The organism is Agromyces sp. Y575 (assembly GCF_059445445.1).
The window spans coordinates 665,008-689,727 of sequence record NZ_JCAIUI010000002.1 but is presented as its reverse complement, the minus strand read 5'-3'; the positions used below and the strand labels follow the sequence as shown (position 1 = coordinate 689,727).

The window sequence follows — 24,720 nt, the reverse complement described above, 5'->3', positions numbered from 1 at the left end:
GCGTCGAGTGAACGTTGCTCGCGTCGAGTGAACGTTGCTCGCCAGAGAGTCAGAGAGTCAGAGCCGGCGGGCTGGCAGGTCGGCGGGTAGGCCGCGTGTGGTCGCCCTCAGCCGAGCAGCAGGGCGCGCAGCTGGTCGGCCGAGTGCACGACTGCCATCGCGTCGGCAGCTTCGGCGGGCGAGCCGTAGCCCCACTCGACGAGGATCGTCGGCACGCCGTTCGCGAGCGCGCCGAGTGTGTCGTACCCGCGGTCGCCGACCATCACCGCGTGCTCTGTGGTGATGCCCTTCGCGTGGAGTCGTCGCAGCGCCTCTGCTACGACGTCGGCCTTCGTGCTGCGCTCCTCATCGTCGCTTGCGCCGGCGATGACGGTGAAGTATTGGCTGAGGCCCTGATGGTCGAGCACCTTGCGCGCCATCGACTCGGGCTTCGAGGTCGCGAGCGCGACCGGGATTCCGCGGGCGTGCAGTCGCTCGAGCACGCCCGCGACACCCGGGAACACGGGGGAGCGCAGCACGTGCTCGCCGTAGTGGTCGCGGTAGACGTTGAGCGCTTCCCACGACTCGGCATCGTTGAAGCCGGCGGTCATGCGCAGGCTGTCGAGCAGCGGCGGGCCGACGTAGGAGCGGAGCACTTCGTCGCTCGGCACGGGCAGGCCCATCTTCTCGAACATGTGGGCGAGCGAGCCGGTGATGTCGGATGCCGAGTCGACGATGGTGCCGTCGAGGTCGAAGAGCACGGCGGACCACGTGCGGGTCGGCGGCGTCGCCGGCGGGGTCGTCAGGGTCTCGGTAGTCACCGTGACATCCTAGGGGGCTCGTCGCTGAGCGATTCTCAGGCTCGACGATCGCCGGCGGTGGAGGCGCGACCATCGGAGCGGTGGAGGCGCGTCGATCGCGGCGGTGGATCGCCGGCGGTGGATCAGAACAACCGGGCGTGCCCGCCATCGACTCCGCGCATCGCGTCGTAGTCGAGTACGACGCAGCGGATGCCGCGGTCTTCGGCGAGGGTGCGAGCCTGCGGCTTGATCTCCTGCGCGGCGAAGATGCCGGTCACCGGGGCGAGGTGCGGATCGCGGTTCATGAGTTCGAGGTAGCGGGTGAGTTGTTCGACGCCGTCGATGTCGCCGCGGCGCTTGAGCTCGACGGCGACCGAGGCGCCCGAGGCATCCGTCGCCAGGATGTCGACCGGGCCGATCGCCGTCATGTACTCGCGACGCACGAGCCGGTGGCCGTCGCCGAGGAGTTCGATCTGCTCGGCGAGCAACTTCTGCAGGTGCGCTTCGACGCCGTCTTTCTGCAGGCCCGGGTCGATGCCGAGCTCGTGGGCCGAGTCGTGCAGCACCTCGTGGATCGAGACGATCAGCTGGTCGGCGGTCTTCTGGTGCACGACCTTCCACAGCTCGACGATGCCGGCCGAGCGTTGGTCGTCGTCGGGCTCGAGCGTGGTGAGCGTGCACGGCGGGCTCATCCAGTTGAGTGGCTTGTAGCTGCCGCCGTCGGAGTGCACGAGGAGGCTGCCGTCGCCCTTGACCATCAGGAGGCGCGTGGCGAGCGGGAGATGGGCCGCGAGGCGCCCCGCGTAGTCGACGGAGCAGCGGGCGATGACGAGACGCACCCGGCGAGTCTACTTGCCGAGCGGATGCCTCGGGGCGGCCGCCGCAGACGGGCGTCAGGCTGCGGTGCGGGAGCGCTCGCGTGCGGCAGGGGCTGCGAGCGCCGACAGCACGAGCAGGCCGAGGATCACGAGCAGGGCGTTCAGGATGCCGAACTGCTGGCCGAGGAAGCCGAGCAGCGGCGGCCCGGCGAGGAACGCGCAATAACCGATGATCGCGACGGCGCTCACCCGCGCTGCGGAACGATGGGGATCGTCGGCCGCCGCCGACATGCCGACGGGGAAGCCGAGCGAGCACCCGATGCCCCAGAGGGCGGTGCCGACGATGAGCATCCAGGGCTCGGTGCTGAAGATGAACAGGCTCAAACCGAGGATGCCGACGATCGCGAGCGTGCGCAGCACGGGCACACGCCCGAAGCGATCGAGCACCGGTCCGCCGAGCACCCGCGCGACGGTGATCGCGACCGTGAAGACGCCGAAGACGACTGCGCCGGTCGTCTCGTCGAAGCCGTGGCCGTCGACGACCGCGAGGGCGAGCCAGTCGTTGGCCGATCCCTCGGCGAACGACATGCCGAGCATGATGACGCCGATGAGGAGGAGCCGAACGTCGCCCCACACCGCGAGGTTCTCGCGCAGCCGCTCGGTCCACGGCGGCCGCGGGGCATCCGTGTGCGTGTCGTCGCCGACCTCGGCGCGCAGCGGCACCCAGCGCACCGCGATGACGACGGCGATGGCGATGAGCACGGCGGCGACACTGAAGTGCACCGACACGGGCACCTGCAGAGCGGATGCCGCGGCGGCGAGCCCCGCTCCGGCGACCGTGCCGAACGAGAAGAAGGCGTGCATGAGCGGCATCACGGTCTTGCCGATCTCGCGCTCAGCCTCCGCGCCCTCGACGTTCATCATCACGTCGACCGCGCCGTTGCCGAAGCCGAAGAGCACGAGCCCGATGATGACGATCGGCACCGAGGGCAACGCAGCGCCGCCGATGCCGACGAGCACGAGCCCCACCGAGACGATGATGAGTGCCGAGATCATGCCGCTGCGGGCGCCGAGCCGCGCAAGCAGCCACGGGGCGACGACGAGCCCGAGCACGGAGCCGATCGACCCGGCGAGGATGACGAGGCCGACGCCCTGGGTGGTGAGGCCCGTGTCGTCGCGGATGGCGGGGATCCTGGCGACCCAGCTCGCCATGCTGAGTCCGCTGAGGAAGAAGATCGCGAAGACGGCGTTCCGCCATGCGATGAGCTCACGCGGCGGGCGTGCGGCCGTGACCGGGGTGCCGGAGGTGTGGGGAGTCTCGTTCATCGTCTCTGTCTCATCGTTGTCGCGAGGTCGATCGAATCGATTCGACAACCCTGACCCGAGAACGATATCGGCGACTTCGCGCGGCCGCAACCGGCGCACTCACCTCGTCGCCTCGCCTCGCCCGGCTCCATCCGACGCCGAGAGTGCGGTTCGTGTCGGTATGGGCGCGGAATAGCGACGCGAACCGCACTTTCGACGCGTGGTCGGGTGGGTGTGGGTCGGGTGGGCCGGGTCGATCGGGTGGGCGTCACGGGTGACGGATGCCGCGGCATCCGTTCGACAGACCGAGGACGGCGCCGTGGCTACCATGAACTGACTGGCGCTCGGGGCATCCGGACACGACCCGACAAACCCCCGACCCAGAGCCGAACACCCCCGGCTCGAGTCCCAGAGAACAACGAGGTTATCGATGAAGGCCCTCTACAAACCCGCCCCCGGCGCCGGTCTGGAATACGTCGACCGGCCCGAGCCCGAGACGGGCCCCGGCGACGTGAAGATCCGGGTGCTGCGCACCGGAATCTGCGGCACAGACCTGCACATCGAGCAGTGGGACGACTGGGCCGCGTCGACGATCGCCGCCCCACTCATCCCCGGCCACGAGTTCTACGGAGAGGTCGTCGAGGTCGGGCCGCTCGTACACGACGTCGCGGTCGGCGACCGGGTCTCGGGCGAGGGCCACATCGTGTGCGGCATGTGCCGCAACTGCCGCGCGGGGCGTCGCCAGATGTGCATCCGCACGAAGGGCGTCGGCCTCCACCGTGACGGCGCATTCGCGGAGTTCGTCGTGCTGCCCGGCGAGAACGTCTGGGTGCACCACGCCGAGGTCGATCCCGAGGTCGGGGCGATCTTCGACCCCTTCGGCAACGCGGTGCACACCGCGCTCACCTTCTCGGTCATCGGTGAAGACGTGCTCATCACGGGCTGCGGCCCGATCGGGCTCATGTCGATCGCGGTGGCACGTCATGTCGGTGCCAGGTTCATCGTCGCGTCGGATGTCTCGCCCGCACGCCTGTCGCTGGCGCGCGAGATGGGGGCCGACGCGGTCGTGGATGTCTCACGCGAACGCATCGCCGACGTGCAACCGCGGCTCGGCATGCGCGAGGGCTTCGACGTCGGATTCGAGATGTCGGGCTCGGCGAAGGCGCTGCCCGAGATGATCGAGAACATGAATCACGGCGGGCGTATCGCCCTGCTCGGCCTGCCGAGCGAGCCGTACGCGATCGACTGGGGCAAGGTCGTCACCCACATGCTGACGATGAAGGGCATCTACGGCCGCGAGATGTTCGAGACGTGGAACTCGATGAGCGCGATGCTGCAGACGAGCGAGACGCTGCGCACGAGAATCGCCTCGGTCATCTCAGATCGCTACCCCGCGCGCGAGTGGCGTGCGGCGTTCGACGCGGCCGCATCGGGCGGCGTCGGCAAGGTCATCCTCGATTGGACGGAGCTCTGATGTACGGAACCATTCGCGAACAACTGCGCACGGAACTCGACGAGATCGAGGCCGCTGGGCTCACCAAGCGCGAGCGCGGCATCCACGGCCCGCAGTCCTCCGAGATCGAGGTCGCCGGGCGCGAGGTGCTGAACTTCTGCGCCAACAACTACCTCGGGCTCGCGAACGACCCGCGCATCGTCGCGGCGGCGCACCGCGGCCTCGACGAGTGGGGCTACGGCCTCGCGAGCGTGCGGTTCATCTGCGGCACGCAAGAGCTGCACCTCGAGCTCGAGCGACGCGTCTCCGACTTCCTCGGCTACGACGACACCATCCTGTTCTCCTCGTGTTTCGACGCGAACGGCGGCGTCTTCGAGGTGCTCTTCGGGGCCGATGACGCGATCATCTCCGACGAGCTCAACCACGCCTCGATCATCGACGGCATCCGGCTCTCGAAGGCGCAGCGATACCGCTACAAGAATCGCGACATGGCCGATCTCGAGGCGCAGCTCGAGCTCGCATCCGCTGCCCGTCGCCGCGTGATCGTGACCGACGGCGTCTTCTCGATGGACGGCTATATCGCGCCCCTCGCCGAGATCTGCGACCTCGCGGACCGCTACGACGCGCTCGTCTTCGTCGACGACTCGCACGCCGTCGGCTTCGTCGGCGAACACGGTCGGGGCACGCCCGAGCACTGCGGAGTCGAAGGCCGGGTCGACATCACGACCGGCACCTTCGGCAAGGCGCTCGGCGGGGCATCCGGCGGCTATGTGGCGGCTCGCCAGGAGATCGTCGACTTGCTCCGCCAGCGGGCGCGGCCGTACCTCTTCTCGAACACGCTCGCGCCGGCGATCGTGGCCGGTACCATCCAGGCGCTCGAGCTGTTGGCGTCCTCGGGCGAGCTCCGCGAGCGGCTGCGTGCGAACTCCGCGCTCTTCCGTTCGCTGATGACGGATGCCGGTTTCGATCTGTTGCCCGGCGAGCATCCGATCGTGCCGGTGATGTTCGGCGACGCCGCGCTCACCGCGCGCATGGCCGACGCGTTGCAGCAGCACGGGGTCTACGTGACAGCCTTCAGCTTCCCGGTCGTGCCGCGCGGGTCCGCGCGCATCCGTGTGCAGCTCTCGGCGGCGCACTCCGACGATGAGATCCGCCGCTGCGTCGCCGCGTTCGAGGCGGCGCGCGACGAGGTCGCCTCGAGCACGCCGGTCGAGTAGCGACGAAGGAGCGTCTCGAGATCCCGCAACGGTCTCGATACGCTCGCTGGCGCTCGCTACTCGACCAACGATCTCCGAGCAACGATGGCGATCTCCGAGCAATGCTGGTCGAGTAGCGACGAAGGAGCGTATCGAGACCCCGTTATCGATCGATGGACGGCCGATGCCGGGATCGGTCGTGCCGCTCGGCTGGTGGTGTCGCGTTCGTGCAAGACCGTGTCGGTGGGGGCGCCTAGCCTGACACCGACGACAGCGACATGATCGGTCGTCGACTCGATGAGGGAGCAGATCAGATGACCGCAGACTTCGACGCGACGTCGACCATCACGATCGACGCCCCACGTGAGCGTGTCTGGGCCGTGGTGACCGATCCTGCGGCCGCCCGCGAGTTCATGTTCGGTACCGAGCTCGTGACCGATTGGTCGATCGGCGGCCCGATCTTCTGGCGCGGCGTCTGGAAGGGCGAGCCCTACGAAGATCACGGCGTCGTGCTGGCGGTCGAGCCCGGCGTGCGCCTCGTGCACACGCACTTCAGCCCGTTGAGCGGTGACGACGACGTGCCCGAGAACCACCACACGCTGACCTGGACTCTCGAGGAGGGCGACGGCGCCACTGTGTTGACGCTTTCGCAAGACAACAACCCGACGGCGGAGGCTGCCATGCATTCACAGGGGATGTGGGACTCCCTCGTCGTGAGTGTGAAGCAGATCGCGGAGCGTCCCTGAGATCGCCCTCGACCGACCTTCGCTGATTCGACCCGCCTGAGCGTCGGGAGCTGCTGCGCAAGATCGAGAATCCTCGTGCGGTAGCTCGAGAATTCTCGTGAAGGCCTGCTCGAACGCCGGCTAGCTCGACGACCGCGCCACCCTGGCGGCGTCATTCCTGCGCAGCAGTCGCGCCCTTCACCGCATCGCGCTGACCCGATCGAATCGATTCGGCCTAGACTCGGCGCATGCAGCTCGATGCCGCTCCCCGTCCGACGCTCGCCGATGTCGCGGCGCGCGCCGGCGTCTCGCAGTCGACGGCATCGCTCGCCTTCAGCGGCTCGGGCCCCGTGTCGGATGCCACGAAGCAACGCGTGCTCGCCGCGGCATCCGAGCTCGGCTATGCCGGCCCCGATCCGCGCGCCCGTTCGCTTCGGCGCGGACGCTCTGGCATCGTCGGCGTCGTGCTCGAGGAGCGCGTGCGGGAGGCGTTCCTCGATCCCGTGAAGATCCAGATGCTCGACGGCATCTCCGAAGGCATCGCGCCGCTCGGCGCCGGGCTCCTGCTGCTCACCGACACGGGAGAAGAGGGCGGCAACGCTGTCGGCATCGAGAGCGCTCCCGTCGACGCCGTCGTGCTCATCGGCTGCAGCCCGCGGCTCGGCGTGTCGATCGAGGCGCTCCGCCGCCGAGGCATCCCGGCCGTCGCGATCGAGGGGGCGACGGGCGAAGACATCCCCGAGATCTCGATCGACAACCGGGCGGCGACCCGGCGCGGCGCCGAGTACCTTCGCGAACTGGGCCATGCGGATGTCGCGATCGTCACCCTGCCCTTCGACCCCGCGCGCACCCGTGGCCCGATCACCGACGAGCTGCTGCAGTCGAGCACTGCCGACACCGCCAGCCAGCGACTGGCCGGGGCCCGTGAAGTCTTCCCGGCAGCGACCGGCCGCGTCGCCGGCGCGAGTTCGATCGAAGAGGGCCTCGAGGCCGCGCGCACTCTGCTCGCCGACCCCGCCCGTCGCCCGACGGCGGTCATCGCGCAGAGCGACCTGCTCGCGGCTGGCGTCATCCAGGCGGCGGAGGAACTCGGGTTGCACGTGCCAACCGACCTGAGTGTGCTCGGATTCGACGGCATCCGCGTCGACGGGCTGCAGCACGATCTCACGACGCTCGTGCAGCCGTCGGTCGCCAAGGGGAGGGCCGCCGGCGAGGCTGTCGTACAGATGCTCTCGGGCGAGCCGCCGGCCTCACGGTGCTTCACCAGCACGCTGCATGTCGGCGACACGACGGCGGTGCCGCGACCTGCCTCGAGCTGACGGCCGCGACACAACTCCGCTCCTGTATTGCTGCACGGGCTGCCTTCGAGACTCGGACGCCTTCCCGACGCACCCCGTTAGAATTCCGTTAGGAAGATTCACAAATTTGTGAATTGGGCGTATTGTCGGCCGCATGAACACCGTCATCGAAACGCGCGGCCTCGACAAACGCTTCGGCCGCGTGCGTGCACTCCACGGGCTCGACCTCAGTGTCGAAGCCGGCGAGGTGCACGGGTTCCTCGGCCCGAACGGCGCGGGGAAGTCCACCACCATCCGCGTGCTGCTCGGCCTCATCAGGGCGAGCGGCGGAAGCGCGACGCTCTTCGGCCGCGACCCCTGGCGCGACGCCGTCGAACTGCATCGCCGCATCGCGTACGTGCCCGGCGACGTCAACCTCTGGTCGAACCTGTCGGGCGGCGAGGCCATCGACCTGATCACGCGCCTGCGTGGCGGCGCGTCCGACAAGCAGACATATACCGCGCGACGCGAGCATCTCGTCGAGGTCTTCCAGTTCGACCCGTCGAAGAAGGGCCGCACCTACTCGAAGGGCAACCGGCAGAAGGTCGCGCTCATCGCGGCGCTCGCGACGCCCGCCGACCTCTACATCCTCGACGAGCCCACGTCGGGCCTCGACCCGCTCATGGAGGCGGTCTTCCGGCAGGAGATCGCGTCCCTGCTCGGCGATGGGGCGACCGTGCTGCTGTCGAGCCACATCCTCTCCGAGGTCGAGCACCTCTGCGACCGGGTGAGCATCATCCGCGCCGGGCGCACGGTCGAGACCGGCACGCTCGCCGAGCTCCGCCATCTCACCCGCACCGAGATCTCGTTCGCGAGCGAGGGGCTCGCCCCCGCGGCATTCCAGAACATCCCCGGCGCGCACGGCCTCGCCGTCGATGGGGCGCATGTGCGCTTCACCGCCGACTCCGACGCCATGCCCGAGGTGCTCGCGGCGCTGAGCCGACTGCGGGCGACGGGCGTCACCGTGAACCCGCCGTCACTCGAAGAGTTGTTCATGCGGCACTACCACGACGACGTCGAGCAGCCCGCCCGATCGAGCCTCGAGGGCGTGCGATGAATACCCTGCCGACGCTGCTGCGGGCGCGGTTCCGCCGCGACCGCATGCAGATCATCATCTGGATCGCGCTGTTCGCGCTGCTCGAGGTCGTCGGCCACTCTGCCGTGACCGAGACCTACGGCACGGCCGACGAGCGGGCGAGCGTCATCCACTTGGTCATCATGAGCCCCGCCATCCTGATGCTCCGCGGCACTCCGCAGGGCGTCGAGCCCGATGCGTTCCAGGTCTTCCTGCTCTTCGGATTCCTCGGGCTCATGATCGGCCTCATGAGCACCTTCCTCGCCGTGCGTCACACCCGCGGCGATGAGGAGGCCGGCAGGGCCGAGCTCGTCGGCTCGACGCCCGCCGGCCGCATTGCACCGCTCGTCGCGACGGCGCTCGAAGGCGTCATCCTGAGCGTTGCGGTCGGCGTCGTCATGGGCGGCGTCGCCTGGCTCTACGGTGCGGATGCCTCGGGCGCCATGCTCTACGGCGCAGCGATGGCAGCCGTGGGCGTCGCCTACCTCGGTGTCGGATTCACCTGCGCGCAGCTCATGCGCACCTCGCGCGGCGCCAACGGACTGGCGGCGGCGATCGTGACCCTCGGCTACGCCCTGCGTGCGATGGGCGATGCGACCGGCACCGTGCAGCCCGGCGGACTCAGCATGGAGGCGGGGTGGTGGAGCTGGCTCAGCCCCATCGGCTGGGGGCAAGCGGTCGCGCCGTACACGCACCAGCTCGTCTGGCCGCTCGCGCTGTGCCTCGGCCTCGGCATCGTGCTCTTCACAGTGTCGGCATGGTTGCAGTCGAGTCGCGACATCGACTCGAGCATCATCCCCGAGCGTCCTGGCCGCCAGCATGCGCCGCGGAGCCTCTCGGGCCCGATCGGCCTCGTCTGGCGTACGCTCCGCAATCCCGTCACCGGCTGGGTGGTCGGCGGCGCGCTCTTCGGGCTCGTGATCGGTGCGGTCGGGCAGACGGTCGTCGACCTCGTGAACACGCCCAACGGCGAGGAGGCATCGCAGGCGATCGGCGACACCCTCGCGTCGCTCGCCGGCCCGAACGCCGAAGGCGGCATGATCGATCTCTTCACGACCGGCATCTTCGGTCTCGTCGGCGCGCTCGCCGCGATCGGCGGCGTGCAGGCGGTCATGCGCGCCCGGCAAGACGAAGCAGGCGGCACGGCAGAGCTCGTGCTCGCGGCTCCCGTCTCGCGTTTCCGCTGGTTCTCGTCGTACCTCCTGATCGGTGCCGTCTCGGTCGCCGCCGTGCTCGCCTTCGCGGTGCTCGGCTCGTTCGTCGGGCTGATCGGATCGACGGATGCCGGTGCGCGCATGTCGATCGTTGCCGAGGCGGGGCTCGCGCAGCTGCCGGCGGGGCTCGTGATCGTCGCGATCGCAGCGCTCGCCTTCGCGGTGCTGCCACGCCTGTCGATCGGACTCGGCTGGGCGCTGCTGCTCCTCGCCATCGTGCTCGGGCAGTTCGGCGGGCTCTTCGGATTCCCCGAGTGGGTGCGCGACCTCTCGCCGTTCAGTCACACGCCGATCGTCACGACCGATGACCTCGATTGGACCGCGGCGTGGGCGATGGTCGGAATCGCGGTCATCGTCGCGGCGGGCGCCACGGCTCTCGTGCGGCGGCGCGACCTCGCACTCGGCGGGTGAACGAGGGGCGGGGCATCCGTGCGGGTGCCCCGCTCGTTCTGTGAGGATGGGAGCATGGCGCGAGACGAACAGGCGGTGAACGAGTTCGTCGAGCAGTCGGCCGCGGCGATGGCCGAGGCGGGCTTTCCTCGTATGCCGGCGCGCGTACTCATGGCGCTCATCGCCGCCGAGGCGACCGGCCTCACGGCGAAGGAGCTGGGCGGGCAGCTCGTCGCGAGCGCCGCGGCGATCTCCGGAGCGGTGCGCTACCTGCAGACGCTGCGCATGGTGCGGCGGGTGTCGCAGCCGGGGTCGCGTCGCGACATCTACGAACTGCCCGAGCACGCATGGTACACGGTCACGATCGGCAGGAACCCGCTCTACGACCACATCGAGATGCTCGCGACGAAGGCGGTCGCCGCGATCGACGACCCCGAGTCGCTCGCGTCGCAGCGCATCCAGGAGATGAGCGACTTCTTCGCGTTCATCCAGCGCCGCATGCCCGAGCTTCTCGTCGAGTGGCGGGCCGAACGCGGCGAGTGACCGGTCGTGGCGTGCGTGTGCTTCGAATTCCGCTCGGCATAGGCTGACGTCATGACCCTCGACCTCGCCGCCGTCTACCGCGACCTCCACGCCAACCCCGAGCTCTCGTTCCAGGAGCACCGCACGGCGGGCATCGTCGCCGAGGCGCTCACCGCGCTCGGCCTGACGGTGACCACGGGCATCGGCCGCACGGGTGTCGTCGGCGTGCTCGAGAACGGCGCAGGCCCGACCGTGCTGCTGCGCGCCGACATGGACGGCCTGCCTGTGCTCGAGGAGACCGGGCTGCCGTACGCGAGCACCGCCAGGGGCACCGACCCCGACGGACACGATGTGCCGGTCATGCACGCCTGCGGCCACGATGTGCACGTCACATGCCTGCTGGGCGCGACCGAGCGGCTCGTCGCCGACCGCGCTGCCTGGTCGGGCACCCTCGTCGCGCTGTTCCAGCCCGCCGAGGAATGGGGCGGCGGCGCCGAGGAGATGGTCGGCGACGGCCTCTACGATCGGGTGCCGAAGCCCGACATCGTGCTCGGCCAGCACGTCGCGCCCTTCCCCGCCGGGTTCGCCGCCGTGCGCGCGGGCGCGGCGATGGCCGGAGCCGACTCGCTCACGATCCGGCTCCACGGCACCGGTGGGCACGGTTCGCGACCCGAGACGACGGTCGACCCCGTCTACATGGCAGCATCGACGACGGTGCGACTGCAGGGCATCGTCGCACGCGAGCTGGCACCGACGGATGCCGCGGTGGTGACGGTCGGCCAGATCCACGCGGGAATGAAGAACAACATCATCCCGGCGGTGGCGTCACTCGGACTCAGCGTGCGCACCTTCGACGAGACCGTGCGCACGAAGGTGCTCGCGTCGATCGAACGCATCGCCCGGGCCGAAGCGACAGCGGCGCAGGCGCCGCGCGAGCCGGAGTTCGACTACGAGGAGCGGTTCCCGGTCACGGTGAACGACCCGGCGGCGACCGAGCGCACCGCGGCGGCGTTGCGCCGCGCGCTCGGCGAACAGCGGATCATCGATCCGGGCATCGTCTCGGGAAGCGAAGACGTCGGCGTGCTCGCGACGGCAGCGGGCGCGCCCCTCGTCTACTGGTTCCTCGGCGGCTCCGACCCGTCGCTCTTCGGCGATGCGCTCGCGACCGGGCGCATGCCCGACGATATCCCGTCGAACCACTCGCCGCACTTCGCCCCGCTCATCGAGCCGACGCTCGACGTCGGTGTCGCAGCGCTCGTCGCGGCCGCCCGCGAGTGGCTGGGCGAGCCGGCCGCTTGACGCGCGTCTGACGCGCGTCTGACGCGCGCGTGCGCCGGCGTCTCAGTGCACGCCCGCCGGACGCCTGCGGCGGAGGCCCCGCGCCCGACGCCCCGCGCCCGACGCGCGCCCCTCAGCGCCCCGCGCCCACCACCATCCACGACGCGCCGCGCGCCCTGAGCCCGAGGGTCACCGCCCGCGCCCCGAGGAAACCGATCGCGAACGCCGCCATGAGCCACGCCGGGCCCGCGGCACCCGCCGGAGCGACGGCGACCACCCAGAGGGCGAGCGGCACGAACACCGCGAGATTCACGATGCCCGTCCAGGCGAGGTAGCGGGCGTCGCCCGCGCCGATGAGCACGCCGTCGAGCACGAACACGATGCCGCCGAGCGGCGCGGAGAGCGCGAGCACGACGAGGGTCGGGGGCAGCAGCGCCGCGACATCCGCTGAGCTCGTGAAGACCGCCGGAAGCACCCACGCCGTCGCGATCAGGACCACGCCCACTACGGCGCCGCTGGCGATGCCCCACTGCAGGCAGCGTCGCAGCACCGCTCGAACCGCGACGACGTCGCCCGCGCCGAGGTCGCGACCGATGAGCGCCTGCGCGGCGATGGCGAGCGCGTCGAGTGCGAAGCCGATCGTGAAGTAGATGGTCATCGCGACCTGGAACGCCGCGAGCTCGTTGGAGCCGAGCGACGTCGCCGCCCATGTCGCGAGCAGCAGCGCCATGCGCAGGCTCAGGGTTCGCAGGAACAGCCACCCGCCCGAGGTCGCACCGCGCAGCACCCCGGCGTGGTGCGGCCACGGGCTCGCCCCGACCCGTGCGGCGTGCCGGGCGACGACCACCAGGTAGACCGCGACCATGCCCCACTGGGCGATCACGGTGCCGATTGCCGAGCCGGCGATGCCCCAGCCGGCGACGTAGATGAACACGTAGTTCAGGGCGATGTTGACGGCGAAGCCGATGCCGGCCACCCAGAGTGGCGTGCGGGTGTCCTGCAGGCCGCGCAGGAGGCCCGTCGCGGCGAACACCACGAGCATGGCGGGCAGCCCGGCCATCGAGATCGTGAGGTAGACGGATGCCTCGGCGGCGACGTCTGCACTCGCGCCGAAGAGCCCCACCAGCACGGGCGCGGCCACCCAACCGGCGACCGCGAGCACCGCCCCGATGCCGAGCGCGAGCCACAGCCCGTCGATGCCCGAGGCGACGGCTCCGCGCTCGTCACCGAGTCCGACGCGACGCGCGACGGCCGGCGTCGTCGCGTACGCCAGGAACACCATGAGCCCGATGATCGTCTGCAGTACCGCGCTCGCAAGACCGAGGCCCGCGAGCGGGGTGGCCCCGAGGTGTCCGATCATCGCGGTGTCGGCGAGCAGGAACAGCGGCTCGGCGATGAGCGCGCCGAGCGCGGGTACGGCGAGGCGCAGGATGTCGCGGTCGACGGACCGTGGGGCGGTGTCACTGGTACTCATGAGCGCGTCGAGCCTATGCGCCGCCGCCGACGTCGGCACGCGACATCCGTTCGAGCCTCATTGATTCGCTTCTGGAGATTTCACGGCACAGAACGGAGATTCGAGAGATTCGCTCCCGGCCGCGACGGCTGACGCCGCACGGACTGACGACGACGGCGCCGAGGCATCCGGATCGGAAGCGCGTGCCTTCCGCCCGCCACTGCTCTAAGCTTCTCGACATACAACGAGGATACGTTTCGTATGTTGCGCCAGATTGGCGCGGTGAGGGGATGCCACGTGCCGACCATGAGTGCAACCGCGAACGCTCGAACGAGCACACGATGACGACCGAGGCGCCGGTCGGAGTCGGCCGGGGCCGCACGAGCGTGCGCGCCGACGATCCGAGGCTCGGGTCGCCGCGGATCCACGTGATCGACGTCGCCGACGGCACAGTCGTGTTCGATCGCGACGGCGCGGTGCCCGGCCCCACCGCGAGCGTGTTGAAGCTCCTGACCTCTGCGGCGGCGCTCGCCGCGCTCGGTCCCGACCACCGGATTCCGACGAGGGTGGTCGCCGGGGCCGAACCCGGCGAGGTCGTGCTCGTCGGCGGCGGTGACGTCTCGCTGACGAGGCTGCCCGTCGGCGAGGCATCCTTCTACCGGCAATCGGCGCACCTCGAGACGCTCGCCCGCGCGACGCTCGCCGCGTGGCAGGGCGATGAGCCCCTCACGCGCCTCGTGCTCGACGATTCGCTCTTCACAGGCACGCCGTGGCTGCCTGCCTGGGACCCCGAAGGGCGCAGCCCAGAAGGCTATATCCCCTTCATCACGGCGCTCCAGGTCGACGGCGACCGTGACGACCCGACCATCGACGACACGCCGCGCAGTGAGGACCCGGTGGGGCGCGTCGGTGCGGAGTTCGCGGCGTTGCTCGGCGGCGCAGGCGATGGCACGGGCGGCTCGGCCGATGGCATCCGGATCTCCCGCGGTCGTGCCCGCCCGGATGCTCGGGTGCTCGCCGAGGTCTTCTCGCCGCCGCTGTCGGAACTCATCCGGTTCGGCCTCGAGACCTCCGACAACGCACTCATGGAGTCGCTCGCGCGGCTGTCGGCCATCGCGATCGGCGAGCCGGCGAGCTTCGAGGGGGTGTCGAGGGCGATTCCCGCGTTACTGTCGCGTTACGGCCTGCTGGTCGACGAGCTGACCATCGAAGACGGGTCGGGCCTCAGCAACGACAACGCGGTGCCGGCACGCTTCGTCGCCGAGCTCCTGGTGCGGGCTCACCGCCGAGAGCACCACCTCGGGGTCATCGACGACATGCTTCCGGCCACCGGGCCGAACGGCACCTTTCCGCGCCGGCGGTTCACGGGTGACAACGCCGTCGTGGGCGATGCCGTGCGTGCGAAGACCGGCTTCATCAACATCGTGTGCTCGCTCGGCGGTGTCGTTCGTGCTGCCGACGGCACTCAGTTGGCGTTCGCGGTCTACGCGATCGGCGAGATGATGGGCGACCCGGCTCGAGCCGCCATCGACGATCTCGTTACGAGCCTGTACCTCGAGGGCGCACAGCTCAGATGACGGCGCGCGCCTTCGCCGGCCGGGCACGCAGGAGGTCACAGGAGATTCTGGGCCTCGCGCACGCCGCCCACACATAGGCTGGAGCAATGACCGACGACGTCGCGCTGCCCTCCGGAATCACGCAAGACGAGCTCGACGCAGGCATCCGCCCGCAAGACGACCTCTTCCGTCACGTCAACGGCAAGTGGATCGAACGCACCGATATTCCGGCCGACAAGGCCAGGTACGGCTCGTTCCTCGTGCTGCACGAAGAGGCCGAGCAGGCCGTGCGCGAGATCATCGAGGAGTCGCAAGACGCAGAGCCCGGCACCGAGGCGCGCAAGGTCGGCGACCTCTACGCGAGCTTCATGAATGAAGATCGGGCGAACCTCCTCGGCACGACACCCATCGCGGGGCAGCTCGTCGAGGTCGAGCTCATCAGCTCGGTCGACGCATTCCTCGCGACCCTCGGCCAGCTCGAGCGGCAGGGCGTGCCGGGCTTCCTGCAGCTCTACGTCGACAACGACCCGGGCGACCCCGAGCGTTACCTCGTCTTCGTCGAGCAGGGTGGCATCGGTCTGCCCGACGAGAGCTACTTCCGCGAAGAGCGGTTCGAGTCGGTGCGGGGCGCGTACCGCTCGCACCTCGAGCGGATGCTGCGGCTCGCGCGACTCGAAGCGCCCGACGAGCGCGCGGCCCGGGTGTTCGAACTCGAGACCGCGATCGCCGCGGCGCACTGGAACAACGTCGACACCCGCGACAGCGAGAAGACCTACAACCTGTTCCAGTGGTCGGATGCTGCGGCGGCGTTCGCTTCGCTCCCTGAGTCCGCTTCGCTCCCTGAGTCCGCTTCGCTCCCTGAGTCCGCTTCGCTCCCTGAGCCTGTCGAAGGGGCCCCTGACCTGAACATCTGGCGCGATGCGATGGGCGTGCCCGCCGGGGCGTTCGACGAGATCGTGCTGCGCGAGCCCTCGTTCGTGCAGGGTCTCGGCGCACTGCTGACCGAAGACCGCCTGCCGGCGTGGAAGGACTGGCTCGCCTGGCAGGTCATCCGCGGCAGCGCGGCGTACCTCTCCAACGACTTCGTCGAGGCGAACTTCGACTTCTACGGCCGCACCCTCACGGGCACCCCGCAGATGCGCGAGCGCTGGAAGCGCGGCGTCTCCCTCGTCGAGGGCGCCATGGGCGAGGCCGTCGGCCACATCTACGTCGAGCGGCACTTCCCGCCCGCCGCGAAGGAGGCGATGGACGACCTCGTCGCGAACCTCGTCGAGGCCTACCGCCAGTCGATCACCGGCCTCGAGTGGATGGGTGCCGAGACTCGGGCGAAGGCCATCGACAAGCTCGAGAAGTTCACGCCGAAGATCGGGTTCCCGGTGAAGTGGCGCGACTACTCCGCCCTCGAGATCACCGACGACCTCGTCGGCAACGTGCGGGCGACGGCCGAGTTCGAGTTCAATCGCGAGCTCGGCAAGATCGGCAAGCCGATCGACCGCGACGAGTGGTTCATGACGCCGCAGACGATCAACGCGTACTACAACCCGGGGTTCAACGAGATCGTGTTCCCCGCGGCGATCCTGCAGTACCCCTTCTTCGATGCCGAGCGGGATGCCGCGGCGAACTACGGTGCCATCGGCGCCGTGATCGGCCACGAGATCGGGCACGGCTTCGATGACCAGGGCTCGAAGTACGACGGCGACGGGCGCCTCACCGACTGGTGGACCGAGGCCGACCGCACCGCGTTCGAGGAGCGCACGACCGCGCTCATCGAGCAGTACGACGCGCTCGTGCCGGCTCAGCTCCGCCCTGACGCCCAACTGCCCCCTGAGCCCGTCGAAGGGGGCGCCGCTTCGACGAGCTCGACGAGCTCAGCGGGCGAGCACAGCGTCAACGGTGCGCTCACGATCGGCGAGAACATCGGCGACCTCGGCGGCCTCGCCATCGCGTGGAGGGCGTACGTGCTGTCGCTCGGCCCTTCGGCGGGCTCAGGCGAGTCCGGCAGTGTCGCCGAGGCACCCGTCATCGACGGGCTGACCGCAGCGCAGCGTTTCTTCCTGTCGTGGGCGCAGGCGTGGCAGATGAAGGGTCGCGATGAAGAGGTCATCCGCCTGCTCGCGATCGATCCGCACTCGCCGAACGAGTTCCGGTGCAACCAGATCGTCAGGAACATCGACGAGTTCTACGCTAGCTTCGAAGTGACTCCAGATGACGCGCTCTGGCTCGACCCAGCCGAGCGGGTGACGATCTGGTAGTCGCAGATCCGCATCCGCAAGACCAAGAATTCTCGAGCGCGCCGCTGACCGCGGTAGGGGAGCGCCGACCGCCAGAGGAAGGCAGTGGAATCACCGTGGTGACGTCGTCGCAGGGTTCGGAGCGACGCGCACGGCATAGCGACTTCCGGCGGGGAAAACATCGCACCGAAGAGGCCAACGACAACTTCGCCCGCGGTTTCGACGCACTCGGCGAGCTCGCGCTCGCGGGCGTGCAGGTCTCGGCGCGCGCGACCGATCTCGCGACCGGCAAGGTGCTCTTCTCCGTCGACGACCATGTCGTCATGCCGACGGCGTCGATCGGCAAGGTGCTGCTGCTCGTCGAGGTCGCGTCCCGGCTCGCCGGCGACGGCAGCGAGTCGTTCACCGTGCTCGACCGCGCCCCCCGCGACGCGGTCGGCGACTCGGGCATCTGGCAGCACATGCAGTCGCCGTCGCTGCCCCTCGCCGACCTCGCGGCCCTCATCGGTGCGACGAGCGACAACCTCGCGACGAATGTGCTCATCCGCCACGTCGGTCTCGAGGCTGTGCGCGCCCGCACCGAGGCACTCGGCCTCACCCGCACCGCGCTTCTCGACCTCGTACGCGATCACCGAGGCCCCGACGACGCCCCGCAGCTCTCGATCGGCTCGGCGAAAGAGCTCACGTGGCTCTTCGCCTCGCTCGCCCGCGGCGAGATCGTCTCACCCGAGGTGTCGCAGCGGGTCGTCGGATGGCTCTCGCTGAACGCCGACCTGTCGATGGTCGCGAGCGCGTTCGGGCTCGATCCGCTTGCGCACCGCGCAGCCGATCACAACGTGCTGCTCATGAACAAGACCGGCACCGACGGCGGCGTGCGCAGCGAGGTCGGCGTGCTCCGCGGACCGCGTGCGAGCGTCTCGTACGCCGTGTCGATGTACTACGCCGATACCATGCTCTCCTCGCGCCTTGCCGTGCTCGACGGCATGCGCCAGGTCGGCGCCGACCTGCTGGAGTACGTGCATTGAACGAAGTGCTCATCCGCCCGCTGCATCCGCTCGATCATGCGATCGTCGACCGGCTGCTGTCGGTCGCCTTCGCGACGCCCACGACGACGGTCGACGACCCGCCGATCGAGGCGGGCCTCAATACCGAGCTGCTCGCGTCCGACGCCCTGCTGCCGCATCTCGCACTCGTCGCCGAAGTCGACGGCGAGATCATCGGCTATTGCATCAGCACGCGCGGCAGGGTCGGCGTGACTCCGGCGATCGGTCTCGGGCCGATCGCAGTGTTCCCCGAGCGACAGGGGGTCGGTGTCGGCTCCGCGCTCGTGCGCGAGACGGTCCGTGTCGCCGAAGAGCATGGCGAGCGAGTGATCGCCTTGCTCGGCGACCCCGCCTACTACGGCCGGTTCGGCTTCGTCGCCGGCTCCGAAGTGGGGGTCATCTCGCCAGAGCCGGCGTGGGGCAGCTACTTCCAGGCGCTTCGCCTGTCGGGTGCCGGCGACGAGCATCGCGGCGACTTCCGGTACGCCGCTCCGTTCGAAGCGCTCTGATCGGGCGTCGGGTCGGCTGCCTCATTCGTGTCGCACCGCGGACGCCTCGGTAAGCGACTCGACCGCCGTGACAACGGCGGCCGCCGTCTCGGGGGCGGCGAGGATGCGGAAATGCCCGGCGACCGGAACCTGCACGTTCGTCGCGCCCGCGAGCGCACTGCCCTCGGGCACGTGCGGGTCGAAGAATCCGAACACCGACACGATGCGCGAATTGACGGATGCCGCATCGGAGAGTTCGACGATCATCGCGCTCGCGGGGTCGAACTCGCGCAGCCGTGGATCGAACAGGTACCGTGCGAGGCGCGAACCGCCGAACGGCGTGGCGACGGTGACGACCCCGAGCAGGCCGAGCCTCCGGTCGGCGTCGTCGAGCAGCATCCGCTTGCCGACGAGGCCGCCTTTCGAGTGCGCCACGATGATGCGGCCGGCGGGCGGCGGTGGGATCCGCTCGAGCGCTCGAGTGATCCGCTCGGCCGTCTCGGGGATCGCGAGCAGGTTCGCGCCGAGTCCATGCACGACCCGAACGCGGTAGCCCCGCGCGTTGACCGCGTGGCCGAGCGGTTCCATGAACGACCAGTGCTCGTAGACGCCAGGCAGGAGGAAGACCGTCGGTTTGTCGACGTCGCCCTCGGCCCAGAGCCTCGGGGGCTTCGGCACGGTGAGCACGCGCGCGTGCCGCCTCGCCGCGTCGAGGTAGTCGAGCGCCCACCAGCCCGCGGCCGCGAGCGGTGGGAGTGGCGCGGGGGCCGTCGTCGCCGGGGCATCCGCGACTGTCGCGATGCTCGTTGCCGGGGCATCCGCCACCATCGAGGCATCCGTCGCCGGCGAAGCGGATGGCGCCGCGAACGCCGCCGCCGGAACCCTGCGGCCGACCGCTTCGCCGCGTGCGTGCCGCGCGATGAGCTCGGCCACCTGCGGGCCGGCGGTGATCATCGTCTCGTGACCGCGTCCGGGAACCTCGATGTATCGGCCGTTCGGCACGAGGCCGGCGACCTGTTCCGCCCAGTCGCGGGGAACGATCCCGTCGCGTTCGCCGCGGATCACGAGCGTCTCGCCCGGGATGTCGGGCAGGGTGCGCTCGATCTCGTGCGCCATCACGGGCCGGAGCGTCTCGAGGTACCAGCCGAGGCCCGCCTTCGCATATGACACGACGCCGAGGCCGATCACCTTCGGGTGGGCGAGCACGAGGTCTTGCGCCAGCCGACCGGCCTGCTTCGCCACCGTGCGTTCGCGAGGATTCACGGTCGGGGCGATGAGCACGATGCGATCGAAGAGCTCGGGATGCCGCGCGGCGGCCTCGGCCACGACCTGCGCCCCGGCGGAGTGTCCGACGAGCACGGGTCGGTCGATGCCCTCGGCGACCACGAGCTCGGCGAGCAGCTCGCCCGCCTCCGGAATCGAGGGCGGATGCTCGGGCTCCGGCGCCTCGCCGAACCCGGGCATGTCGAGGGCGTAGACCGTGCCGGTGCGACCGAGGGCCTCCGCGACATCCGACCAGTACTCGTGCGCCATGCCGATGCCGTGCACGAGCACGTAGCCCGGGCCGTCGTCGATGCCCGTGCGGGTGATGAGCGTGATCCGGTCACCGCTGCGGAACTCGCGGGAGGTCGGCATGACCGAAGTCTACGAGGCGGTCAGTCGATGAGCCCGGCCCCCGCGAGGCGCTGGAGCACTTCGGCCCCGGCGGGCGGGCAGCGATCGAGGTCGGCGGTCGTCACCCAGTGCAGGCTGCCCACCTCGGCGGAGGCGATGGGTGCGGCATCCGTCTCGGCGCGAAAGACCCGCATGCGCACGAGCCGTCCGTCGGGCTCTCCATGTGCCTGCACGACGACCTCGAAGAGTTCCTCGAGCGAGGCCGGATCGAGAATGAGCGCGACCTCTTCGAGAGCTTCGCGGGCGGCCGCCGCCGCGGCCGATTCGCCCTCGTCGATCTTGCCGCCGGGCATGTAGTACACGTCGCGGTCGCGAGCCGTGACCATGAGCACCCGGCGGTCGCGCACGAGGGCGATGGCGGCGACGCGGATGTCGGTGAGTTCAGGCATATCCGCTCCAGCCTATGTCGTGCGTCTGCGCGGGCTCCGTCGTCAGCGCGGTCACGCCTGACCGGCACCCCTGTCGTGAGCCATGCTCCCGCAGCTACGCTGGCTCGCATCCGCCGATCGCGAAGGAGCGAGCCGATGACGTCGACCGAGCCGATGACCGCCGACGAGCAACGTGGATTCGCGAGGGCCGTGCAGTCCGAGGTGTACCGGGCGGGGCTCTCGGGCATCCGTCCGGCGGTGCCGGTCGACGTTGCTGCACTCGAACGTGCTGCGCGCAAGGCCGTGTCGGCCGAGGCGTTCGCATACCTCGCCGGCGGCGCGGGCGCCGAGGTGACGATGGCGGCGAACCGTGCGGCATTCGCGCGCTGGCAGATCTGGCCGCGGGTGCTGCGCGATGTTTCCGAGCGCGATCTCTCGATCGAGTTGCTCGGGCGGCGCCGGGCGACGCCGTTCGTGCTGTCGCCGATCGGCGTCATCGAGATGGCGCACAGCGAAGCGGATGTCGCGGTCGGCCGTGCCGCGGCGGCGCTCGACGTGCCGTACATCCTCTCGAACCAGGCAAGCGCCCCATTAGAGGAGGTCGCCGCCGCGATGGGCACGCGATCGCGCTGGTTCCAGCTGTACTGGAGCGCCTCCGATGAGCTCAACGCGTCGTTCGTGCGTCGCGCCGAGGCATCCGGGTGCGAGGCGATCGTGGTCACCCTCGACACGCACCTGCTCGGCTGGCGCACCCGCGATCTCGACGCCGCCTATCTGCCCTTCACGCGCGGGCAGGGCATCGCGCAATACACGAGCGACCCGGTCTTCGCCGAGCTCGTGCGGCAGCGCGTCGCACGCGGCGGCGGTGGCGGGCCGCGCCCGAAGGTGACCCCGAAATTGCTCGCCTCGGCGTTCGCGATCGCCCGTTCGGGAGCACGAACGCCGCTCGTCGACGGCGGAGTGCGTGCGGCCCTACGCTCGCCGCTGCCTCGTGCGGCGATCGAGACGTTCCTCGACGTGTTCTCGAACCCGGCGCTCGAGTGGGGCGACCTCGCGAAGCTGCGTGAGTGGACGAACCTGCCGGTGCTGCTGAAGGGAGTGCTGCATCCGGATGACGCGGCGCAAGCGCTCGACCACGGCGTCGACGGCCTCGTGGTGTCGAACCACGGCGGCCGCCAGGTCGACGAATCCGTCGCGACGCTCGACGCGCTGCCCGGCGTCGTCGAGCGGGTCGGCGGCCGGGTCCCCGTCATCCTCGACAGCGGGGTGCGCGGCGGTGCCGATGCCTTCATCGCGCTCGCACGCGGCGCCACGGCCGTGGGCATCGGCCGGCCCTACGCCTACGGCCTCGCCGTCGCGGGAACCGACGGCGTGCACGAGGTCGTGCGCAATCACATCGCCGAGTTCGACCTCACGCTCGGCCTCGCGGGGCACCGGTCCGTCGCCGAGATCGGGCCCGATTCGCTGCGTGCGGCGTGAGGGCGGGACAGCCCGTCGTTGTCGCCGCGCCGGTGTCGTATAGTCATCTCACGCCCACCGCTGGGCGGCCCGAATCCAACCCCGAACGAAAGCCCGATCCTCCATGACCGCTCTGAACTTCCCCCGTCGCGCCACTGTCGTCGCGGCAGTCGCCGGCCTCGCCCTGGTGACACTTGCGGCGTCGCCCGCCGCCGCGGAAGAGGTGCCTGCGCCCACCGCACCGACCATCCAGGTCGACCAGACGACCTTTCCCGCAGGCGACTGGCTCGGCGGCTTCACCGTCACCGGATCGGGCTTCGATCCGAGCGTGTCGACCGCATGGGTTGCAGTGGCAGCCGGCCAAGGCACCCTCACCGGCACGCAGGCCGACGTCACTCCCGACGGCACGTTCAGTGTGCTGATCACGCCGGTTAACATGGTCCCCGCCGACAGTGAAGAGCGCCCGCGGTTCAGCGTCTTGGCCTCGCAGACGATCGGCGATGGAACCGTGCTCTGGTCGAATGAGGTCCTGCTGACCATCACCGCGGCTCCGGCTCCGGCTCCGGCGCCGACCGCCCCCGGCGAGTCATCGCCGGCAGCGGTACCCGCCGCCCCGGCCATCGACTCCGAGACGACGGCCGACGGCCCACGCTTGGCCGAAACCGGTGTCGACGGCGGTATCGGCATCGCCGCTCTCGCGCTGATCGTACTCGGCTGCGCGGCAATCGTGTGGCGACGGCGGGCCTCGAGCGCGCGCTGATCGACAGACCGCGAAGGCGGATCGGCGGTCGTGCCCAGCGCAGACCGCCGATCTCGGCCGTCTCGGGAGCGCCGGTGACCGCGGACCGGGACAACGGGCTCGCGCCCGCCCGTAGGATGGTGTCACCGTGTCGTTTCCGGGAAACCCCCGATCTCTAGGACCATTGGAGCCACCGTGGCCGCACCCAGCCGTCTCGAATCCGTCATCGCCCTCGCCCAGCATCGGGGGTTCGTCTTCCAGGCCGGCGAGATCTACGGCGGGTCCCGCTCGGCATGGGACTACGGCCCCCTCGGCGTGGAGCTGAAAGAGAACATCAAGCGCCAGTGGTGGCGGTACATGGTGACCGGCCGCGACGATGTCGTCGGCCTCGACTCGAGCGTCATCCTGCCGAAGCAGGTGTGGATCGCCTCGGGCCACGTCGGTGTCTTCACCGACCCGCTCGTCGAGTGCCTGCACTGCCACAAGCGCTTCCGCGAAGACCACCTGCTCGAGGCCTTCGAGGGGAAGAAGGGCCGCGCCCCCGAGAACGGCATGGGCGACATCGCCTGCCCGAACTGCGGCACGCGCGGCCAGTGGACTCCGCCCCGCGACTTCAACATGATGCTGCAGACCTACCTGGGCCCGGTTCAGGATGAGTCGGGGCTGCAGTACCTCCGCCCCGAGACGGCACAGGGCATCTTCACGAACTTCGCCAACGTGCTGCAGGCCGCACGCATGAAGCCGCCGTTCGGCATCGGCCAGATCGGCAAGTCGTTCCGCAACGAGATCACGCCCGGAAACTTCATCTTCCGCACGCGTGAGTTCGAGCAGATGGAGCTCGAGTTCTTCGTCGAGCCCGGCACCGACGACCAGTGGTTCGAGTACTGGCTCGACTATCGCTGGGACTGGTACGTCGACCTCGGCGTCGACCCCGAGAACCTGCGTCGCTTCGAGCACCCGCAAGACAAGCTCTCGCACTACTCGAAGCGCACCGTCGACATCGAGTACCGCTTCGGCTTCACCGGTGGCGAGTGGGGCGAGCTCGAGGGTGTCGCCAACCGCACCGACTTCGACCTCAAGACGCACTCCGAGCACTCCGGCAAAGAGCTGTCGTACTTCGACCAGTCGAAGAACGAACGCTGGATCCCGTACGTGATCGAGCCCGCGGCGGGTCTGACCCGCTCGCTCATGGCGTTCCTCGTCGACGCGTACGACGTCGAGGAGGTGCCGAACGCGAAGGGCGGCGTCGACACTCGCACGGTGCTGCGACTCGACCCGCGTCTCGCGCCGGTGAAGGCGGCCGTGTTGCCGCTCAGCCGCAACGAGCGTCTCTCGCCACTGGCCCGCGAGGTCGCCGCGTCGCTGCGCAAGCACTGGAACGTCGACTTCGACGACGCCGGTGCGATCGGTCGTCGGTACCGTCGCCAAGACGAGATCGGCACGCCGTTCTGCATCACGGTCGACTTCGACTCGCTCGACGACAACGCCGTGACCGTGCGCGAGCGCGACAGCATGGAGCAGGTGCGCGTGCCGCTCGCCGAGATCGAGGGCTACTTGGCGGCGCGACTCATCGGGGCGTAGGCGTCGGTTCGAACGGGCGCCTTGTCGTCGCGCGGAC

Annotated in this window: 21 protein-coding genes; 15 read left to right on the top strand and 6 right to left on the bottom strand. The window is 69.8% G+C overall.

Annotated elements, in window-relative coordinates; all coding sequences use genetic code 11:
- Positions 1-107: 107 nt before the first annotated feature.
- The 3 genes from AC1C2U_RS09315 to AC1C2U_RS09305 form a co-directional block, all read right to left on the bottom strand.
- The gene (locus tag AC1C2U_RS09315) at positions 108-800 is read right to left on the bottom strand and encodes an HAD hydrolase-like protein (protein WP_495361468.1); all 693 of its coding nucleotides are present in this window, start codon (positions 798-800) and stop codon (positions 108-110) included.
- 122 nt (positions 801-922) lie between these two features.
- Entirely contained in the window at positions 923-1,618 is a 696-nt protein-coding gene (nucS, locus tag AC1C2U_RS09310) for an endonuclease NucS (RefSeq protein ID WP_495361466.1), read from the bottom strand.
- A 54-nt stretch (positions 1,619-1,672) separates the two neighbouring features.
- The gene (locus tag AC1C2U_RS09305; protein ID WP_495361465.1) at positions 1,673-2,923 is read right to left on the bottom strand and encodes an MFS transporter; all 1,251 of its coding nucleotides are present in this window, start codon (positions 2,921-2,923) and stop codon (positions 1,673-1,675) included.
- A gap of 409 nt (positions 2,924-3,332) precedes the next feature.
- Between AC1C2U_RS09305 and tdh the strand changes: the two genes are divergently transcribed.
- From tdh to AC1C2U_RS09265, 8 genes are all read left to right on the top strand, one after another.
- The gene (gene tdh / locus AC1C2U_RS09300; RefSeq protein ID WP_495361464.1) at positions 3,333-4,376 is read left to right on the top strand and encodes an L-threonine 3-dehydrogenase; all 1,044 of its coding nucleotides are present in this window, start codon (positions 3,333-3,335) and stop codon (positions 4,374-4,376) included.
- Positions 4,376-5,572, top strand: a complete 1,197-nt coding sequence (locus AC1C2U_RS09295) for a glycine C-acetyltransferase (protein ID WP_495361463.1) — start codon at positions 4,376-4,378, stop codon at positions 5,570-5,572. The genes tdh and AC1C2U_RS09295 overlap by 1 nt, the downstream gene beginning before the upstream one ends.
- A 293-nt stretch (positions 5,573-5,865) precedes the next feature.
- Complete coding sequence (locus AC1C2U_RS09290) at positions 5,866-6,297, top strand: SRPBCC family protein (RefSeq protein WP_495361462.1); 432 nt, start codon at positions 5,866-5,868, stop codon at positions 6,295-6,297.
- Positions 6,298-6,524: 227 nt separating this feature from the next.
- The gene (locus AC1C2U_RS09285) at positions 6,525-7,595 is read left to right on the top strand and encodes a LacI family DNA-binding transcriptional regulator (protein WP_495361461.1); all 1,071 of its coding nucleotides are present in this window, start codon (positions 6,525-6,527) and stop codon (positions 7,593-7,595) included.
- A gap of 133 nt (positions 7,596-7,728) precedes the next feature.
- Positions 7,729-8,670, top strand: a complete 942-nt coding sequence (locus AC1C2U_RS09280; protein ID WP_495361460.1) for an ABC transporter ATP-binding protein — start codon at positions 7,729-7,731, stop codon at positions 8,668-8,670.
- On the top strand, positions 8,667-10,313 hold the full coding sequence (locus tag AC1C2U_RS09275; RefSeq protein ID WP_495361459.1) for an ABC transporter permease: 1,647 nt from the start codon (positions 8,667-8,669) through the stop codon (positions 10,311-10,313). Before AC1C2U_RS09280 ends, AC1C2U_RS09275 begins: the two co-directional genes overlap by 4 nt.
- Positions 10,314-10,367: 54 nt before the next feature.
- Positions 10,368-10,835 (top strand): GbsR/MarR family transcriptional regulator, encoded by a 468-nt coding sequence (locus tag AC1C2U_RS09270; RefSeq protein ID WP_495361458.1) that lies wholly within the window; start codon positions 10,368-10,370, stop codon positions 10,833-10,835.
- A gap of 51 nt (positions 10,836-10,886) precedes the next feature.
- Entirely contained in the window at positions 10,887-12,113 is a 1,227-nt protein-coding gene (locus AC1C2U_RS09265) for an amidohydrolase (protein ID WP_495361457.1), read from the top strand.
- Positions 12,114-12,225: 112 nt separating this feature from the next.
- Here AC1C2U_RS09265 and AC1C2U_RS09260 read toward each other — a convergent pair whose 3' ends face one another.
- The gene (locus AC1C2U_RS09260) at positions 12,226-13,566 is read right to left on the bottom strand and encodes an MATE family efflux transporter (RefSeq protein WP_495361456.1); all 1,341 of its coding nucleotides are present in this window, start codon (positions 13,564-13,566) and stop codon (positions 12,226-12,228) included.
- A 320-nt stretch (positions 13,567-13,886) separates the two neighbouring features.
- Between AC1C2U_RS09260 and AC1C2U_RS09255 the strand changes: the two genes are divergently transcribed.
- The 4 genes from AC1C2U_RS09255 to AC1C2U_RS09240 all read left to right on the top strand — a co-directional run bounded on the left by AC1C2U_RS09255 (position 13,887) and on the right by AC1C2U_RS09240 (position 18,884).
- Positions 13,887-15,122 carry a D-alanyl-D-alanine carboxypeptidase/D-alanyl-D-alanine-endopeptidase gene (locus tag AC1C2U_RS09255; RefSeq protein WP_495361455.1) on the top strand — a complete coding sequence of 412 codons (1,236 nt, stop codon included), beginning with the start codon at positions 13,887-13,889 and terminating at the stop codon, positions 15,120-15,122.
- An 86-nt stretch (positions 15,123-15,208) separates the two neighbouring features.
- Positions 15,209-17,353, top strand: coding sequence for a M13 family metallopeptidase (locus AC1C2U_RS09250; protein WP_495361454.1), 2,145 nt, complete (start codon positions 15,209-15,211; stop codon positions 17,351-17,353).
- A 98-nt stretch (positions 17,354-17,451) separates the two neighbouring features.
- The gene (locus AC1C2U_RS09245; protein WP_495361453.1) at positions 17,452-18,357 is read left to right on the top strand and encodes a serine hydrolase; all 906 of its coding nucleotides are present in this window, start codon (positions 17,452-17,454) and stop codon (positions 18,355-18,357) included.
- A gap of 5 nt (positions 18,358-18,362) precedes the next feature.
- Positions 18,363-18,884 carry a GNAT family N-acetyltransferase gene (locus AC1C2U_RS09240; RefSeq protein WP_495361970.1) on the top strand — a complete coding sequence of 174 codons (522 nt, stop codon included), beginning with the start codon at positions 18,363-18,365 and terminating at the stop codon, positions 18,882-18,884.
- A 21-nt stretch (positions 18,885-18,905) separates the two neighbouring features.
- Here the strand turns inward: AC1C2U_RS09240 and AC1C2U_RS09235 are convergent, their stop codons facing one another.
- Entirely contained in the window at positions 18,906-20,498 is a 1,593-nt protein-coding gene (locus AC1C2U_RS09235) for an alpha/beta hydrolase (protein ID WP_495361452.1), read from the bottom strand.
- Between the two features lie 20 nt (positions 20,499-20,518).
- Positions 20,519-20,926: an NUDIX domain-containing protein gene (locus AC1C2U_RS09230; RefSeq protein ID WP_495361450.1), complete on the bottom strand. Its 408-nt coding sequence runs from the start codon at positions 20,924-20,926 to the stop codon at positions 20,519-20,521.
- A gap of 135 nt (positions 20,927-21,061) precedes the next feature.
- On the opposite strand from AC1C2U_RS09230, the gene AC1C2U_RS09225 reads away from it, so the two are divergent.
- The 3 genes from AC1C2U_RS09225 (at position 21,062) to AC1C2U_RS09215 (ending at position 24,683) form a co-directional block, all read left to right on the top strand.
- Entirely contained in the window at positions 21,062-22,384 is a 1,323-nt protein-coding gene (locus AC1C2U_RS09225) for an alpha-hydroxy-acid oxidizing protein (RefSeq protein ID WP_495361449.1), read from the top strand.
- 103 nt (positions 22,385-22,487) lie between these two features.
- Positions 22,488-23,123 (top strand): hypothetical protein, encoded by a 636-nt coding sequence (locus AC1C2U_RS09220; RefSeq protein ID WP_495361447.1) that lies wholly within the window; start codon positions 22,488-22,490, stop codon positions 23,121-23,123.
- Between the two features lie 174 nt (positions 23,124-23,297).
- Positions 23,298-24,683: a glycine--tRNA ligase gene (locus tag AC1C2U_RS09215; RefSeq protein ID WP_495361446.1), complete on the top strand. Its 1,386-nt coding sequence runs from the start codon at positions 23,298-23,300 to the stop codon at positions 24,681-24,683.
- The last annotated feature ends 37 nt before the right edge of the window (positions 24,684-24,720 follow it).

Excerpts from the sequence above, each read along its gene's own strand:
- AC1C2U_RS09305 (WP_495361465.1), bottom strand. The coding sequence starts at position 2,923 with ATGAACGAGACTCCCCACACCTCCGGCACCCCGGTCACGGCCGCACGC.
- tdh (WP_495361464.1), top strand. The coding sequence starts at position 3,333 with ATGAAGGCCCTCTACAAACCCGCCCCCGGCGCCGGTCTGGAATACGTC.
- AC1C2U_RS09295 (WP_495361463.1), top strand. The coding sequence starts at position 4,376 with ATGTACGGAACCATTCGCGAACAACTGCGCACGGAACTCGACGAGATC.
- AC1C2U_RS09290 (WP_495361462.1), top strand. The coding sequence starts at position 5,866 with ATGACCGCAGACTTCGACGCGACGTCGACCATCACGATCGACGCCCCA.
- AC1C2U_RS09285 (WP_495361461.1), top strand. The coding sequence starts at position 6,525 with ATGCAGCTCGATGCCGCTCCCCGTCCGACGCTCGCCGATGTCGCGGCG.
- AC1C2U_RS09280 (WP_495361460.1), top strand. The coding sequence starts at position 7,729 with ATGAACACCGTCATCGAAACGCGCGGCCTCGACAAACGCTTCGGCCGC.
- AC1C2U_RS09275 (WP_495361459.1), top strand. The coding sequence starts at position 8,667 with ATGAATACCCTGCCGACGCTGCTGCGGGCGCGGTTCCGCCGCGACCGC.
- AC1C2U_RS09270 (WP_495361458.1), top strand. The coding sequence starts at position 10,368 with ATGGCGCGAGACGAACAGGCGGTGAACGAGTTCGTCGAGCAGTCGGCC.
- AC1C2U_RS09265 (WP_495361457.1), top strand. The coding sequence starts at position 10,887 with ATGACCCTCGACCTCGCCGCCGTCTACCGCGACCTCCACGCCAACCCC.
- AC1C2U_RS09260 (WP_495361456.1), bottom strand. The coding sequence starts at position 13,566 with ATGAGTACCAGTGACACCGCCCCACGGTCCGTCGACCGCGACATCCTG.
- AC1C2U_RS09255 (WP_495361455.1), top strand. The coding sequence starts at position 13,887 with ATGACGACCGAGGCGCCGGTCGGAGTCGGCCGGGGCCGCACGAGCGTG.
- AC1C2U_RS09250 (WP_495361454.1), top strand. The coding sequence starts at position 15,209 with ATGACCGACGACGTCGCGCTGCCCTCCGGAATCACGCAAGACGAGCTC.
- AC1C2U_RS09235 (WP_495361452.1), bottom strand. The coding sequence starts at position 20,498 with ATGCCGACCTCCCGCGAGTTCCGCAGCGGTGACCGGATCACGCTCATC.
- AC1C2U_RS09230 (WP_495361450.1), bottom strand. The coding sequence starts at position 20,926 with ATGCCTGAACTCACCGACATCCGCGTCGCCGCCATCGCCCTCGTGCGC.
- AC1C2U_RS09225 (WP_495361449.1), top strand. The coding sequence starts at position 21,062 with ATGACGTCGACCGAGCCGATGACCGCCGACGAGCAACGTGGATTCGCG.
- AC1C2U_RS09220 (WP_495361447.1), top strand. The coding sequence starts at position 22,488 with ATGACCGCTCTGAACTTCCCCCGTCGCGCCACTGTCGTCGCGGCAGTC.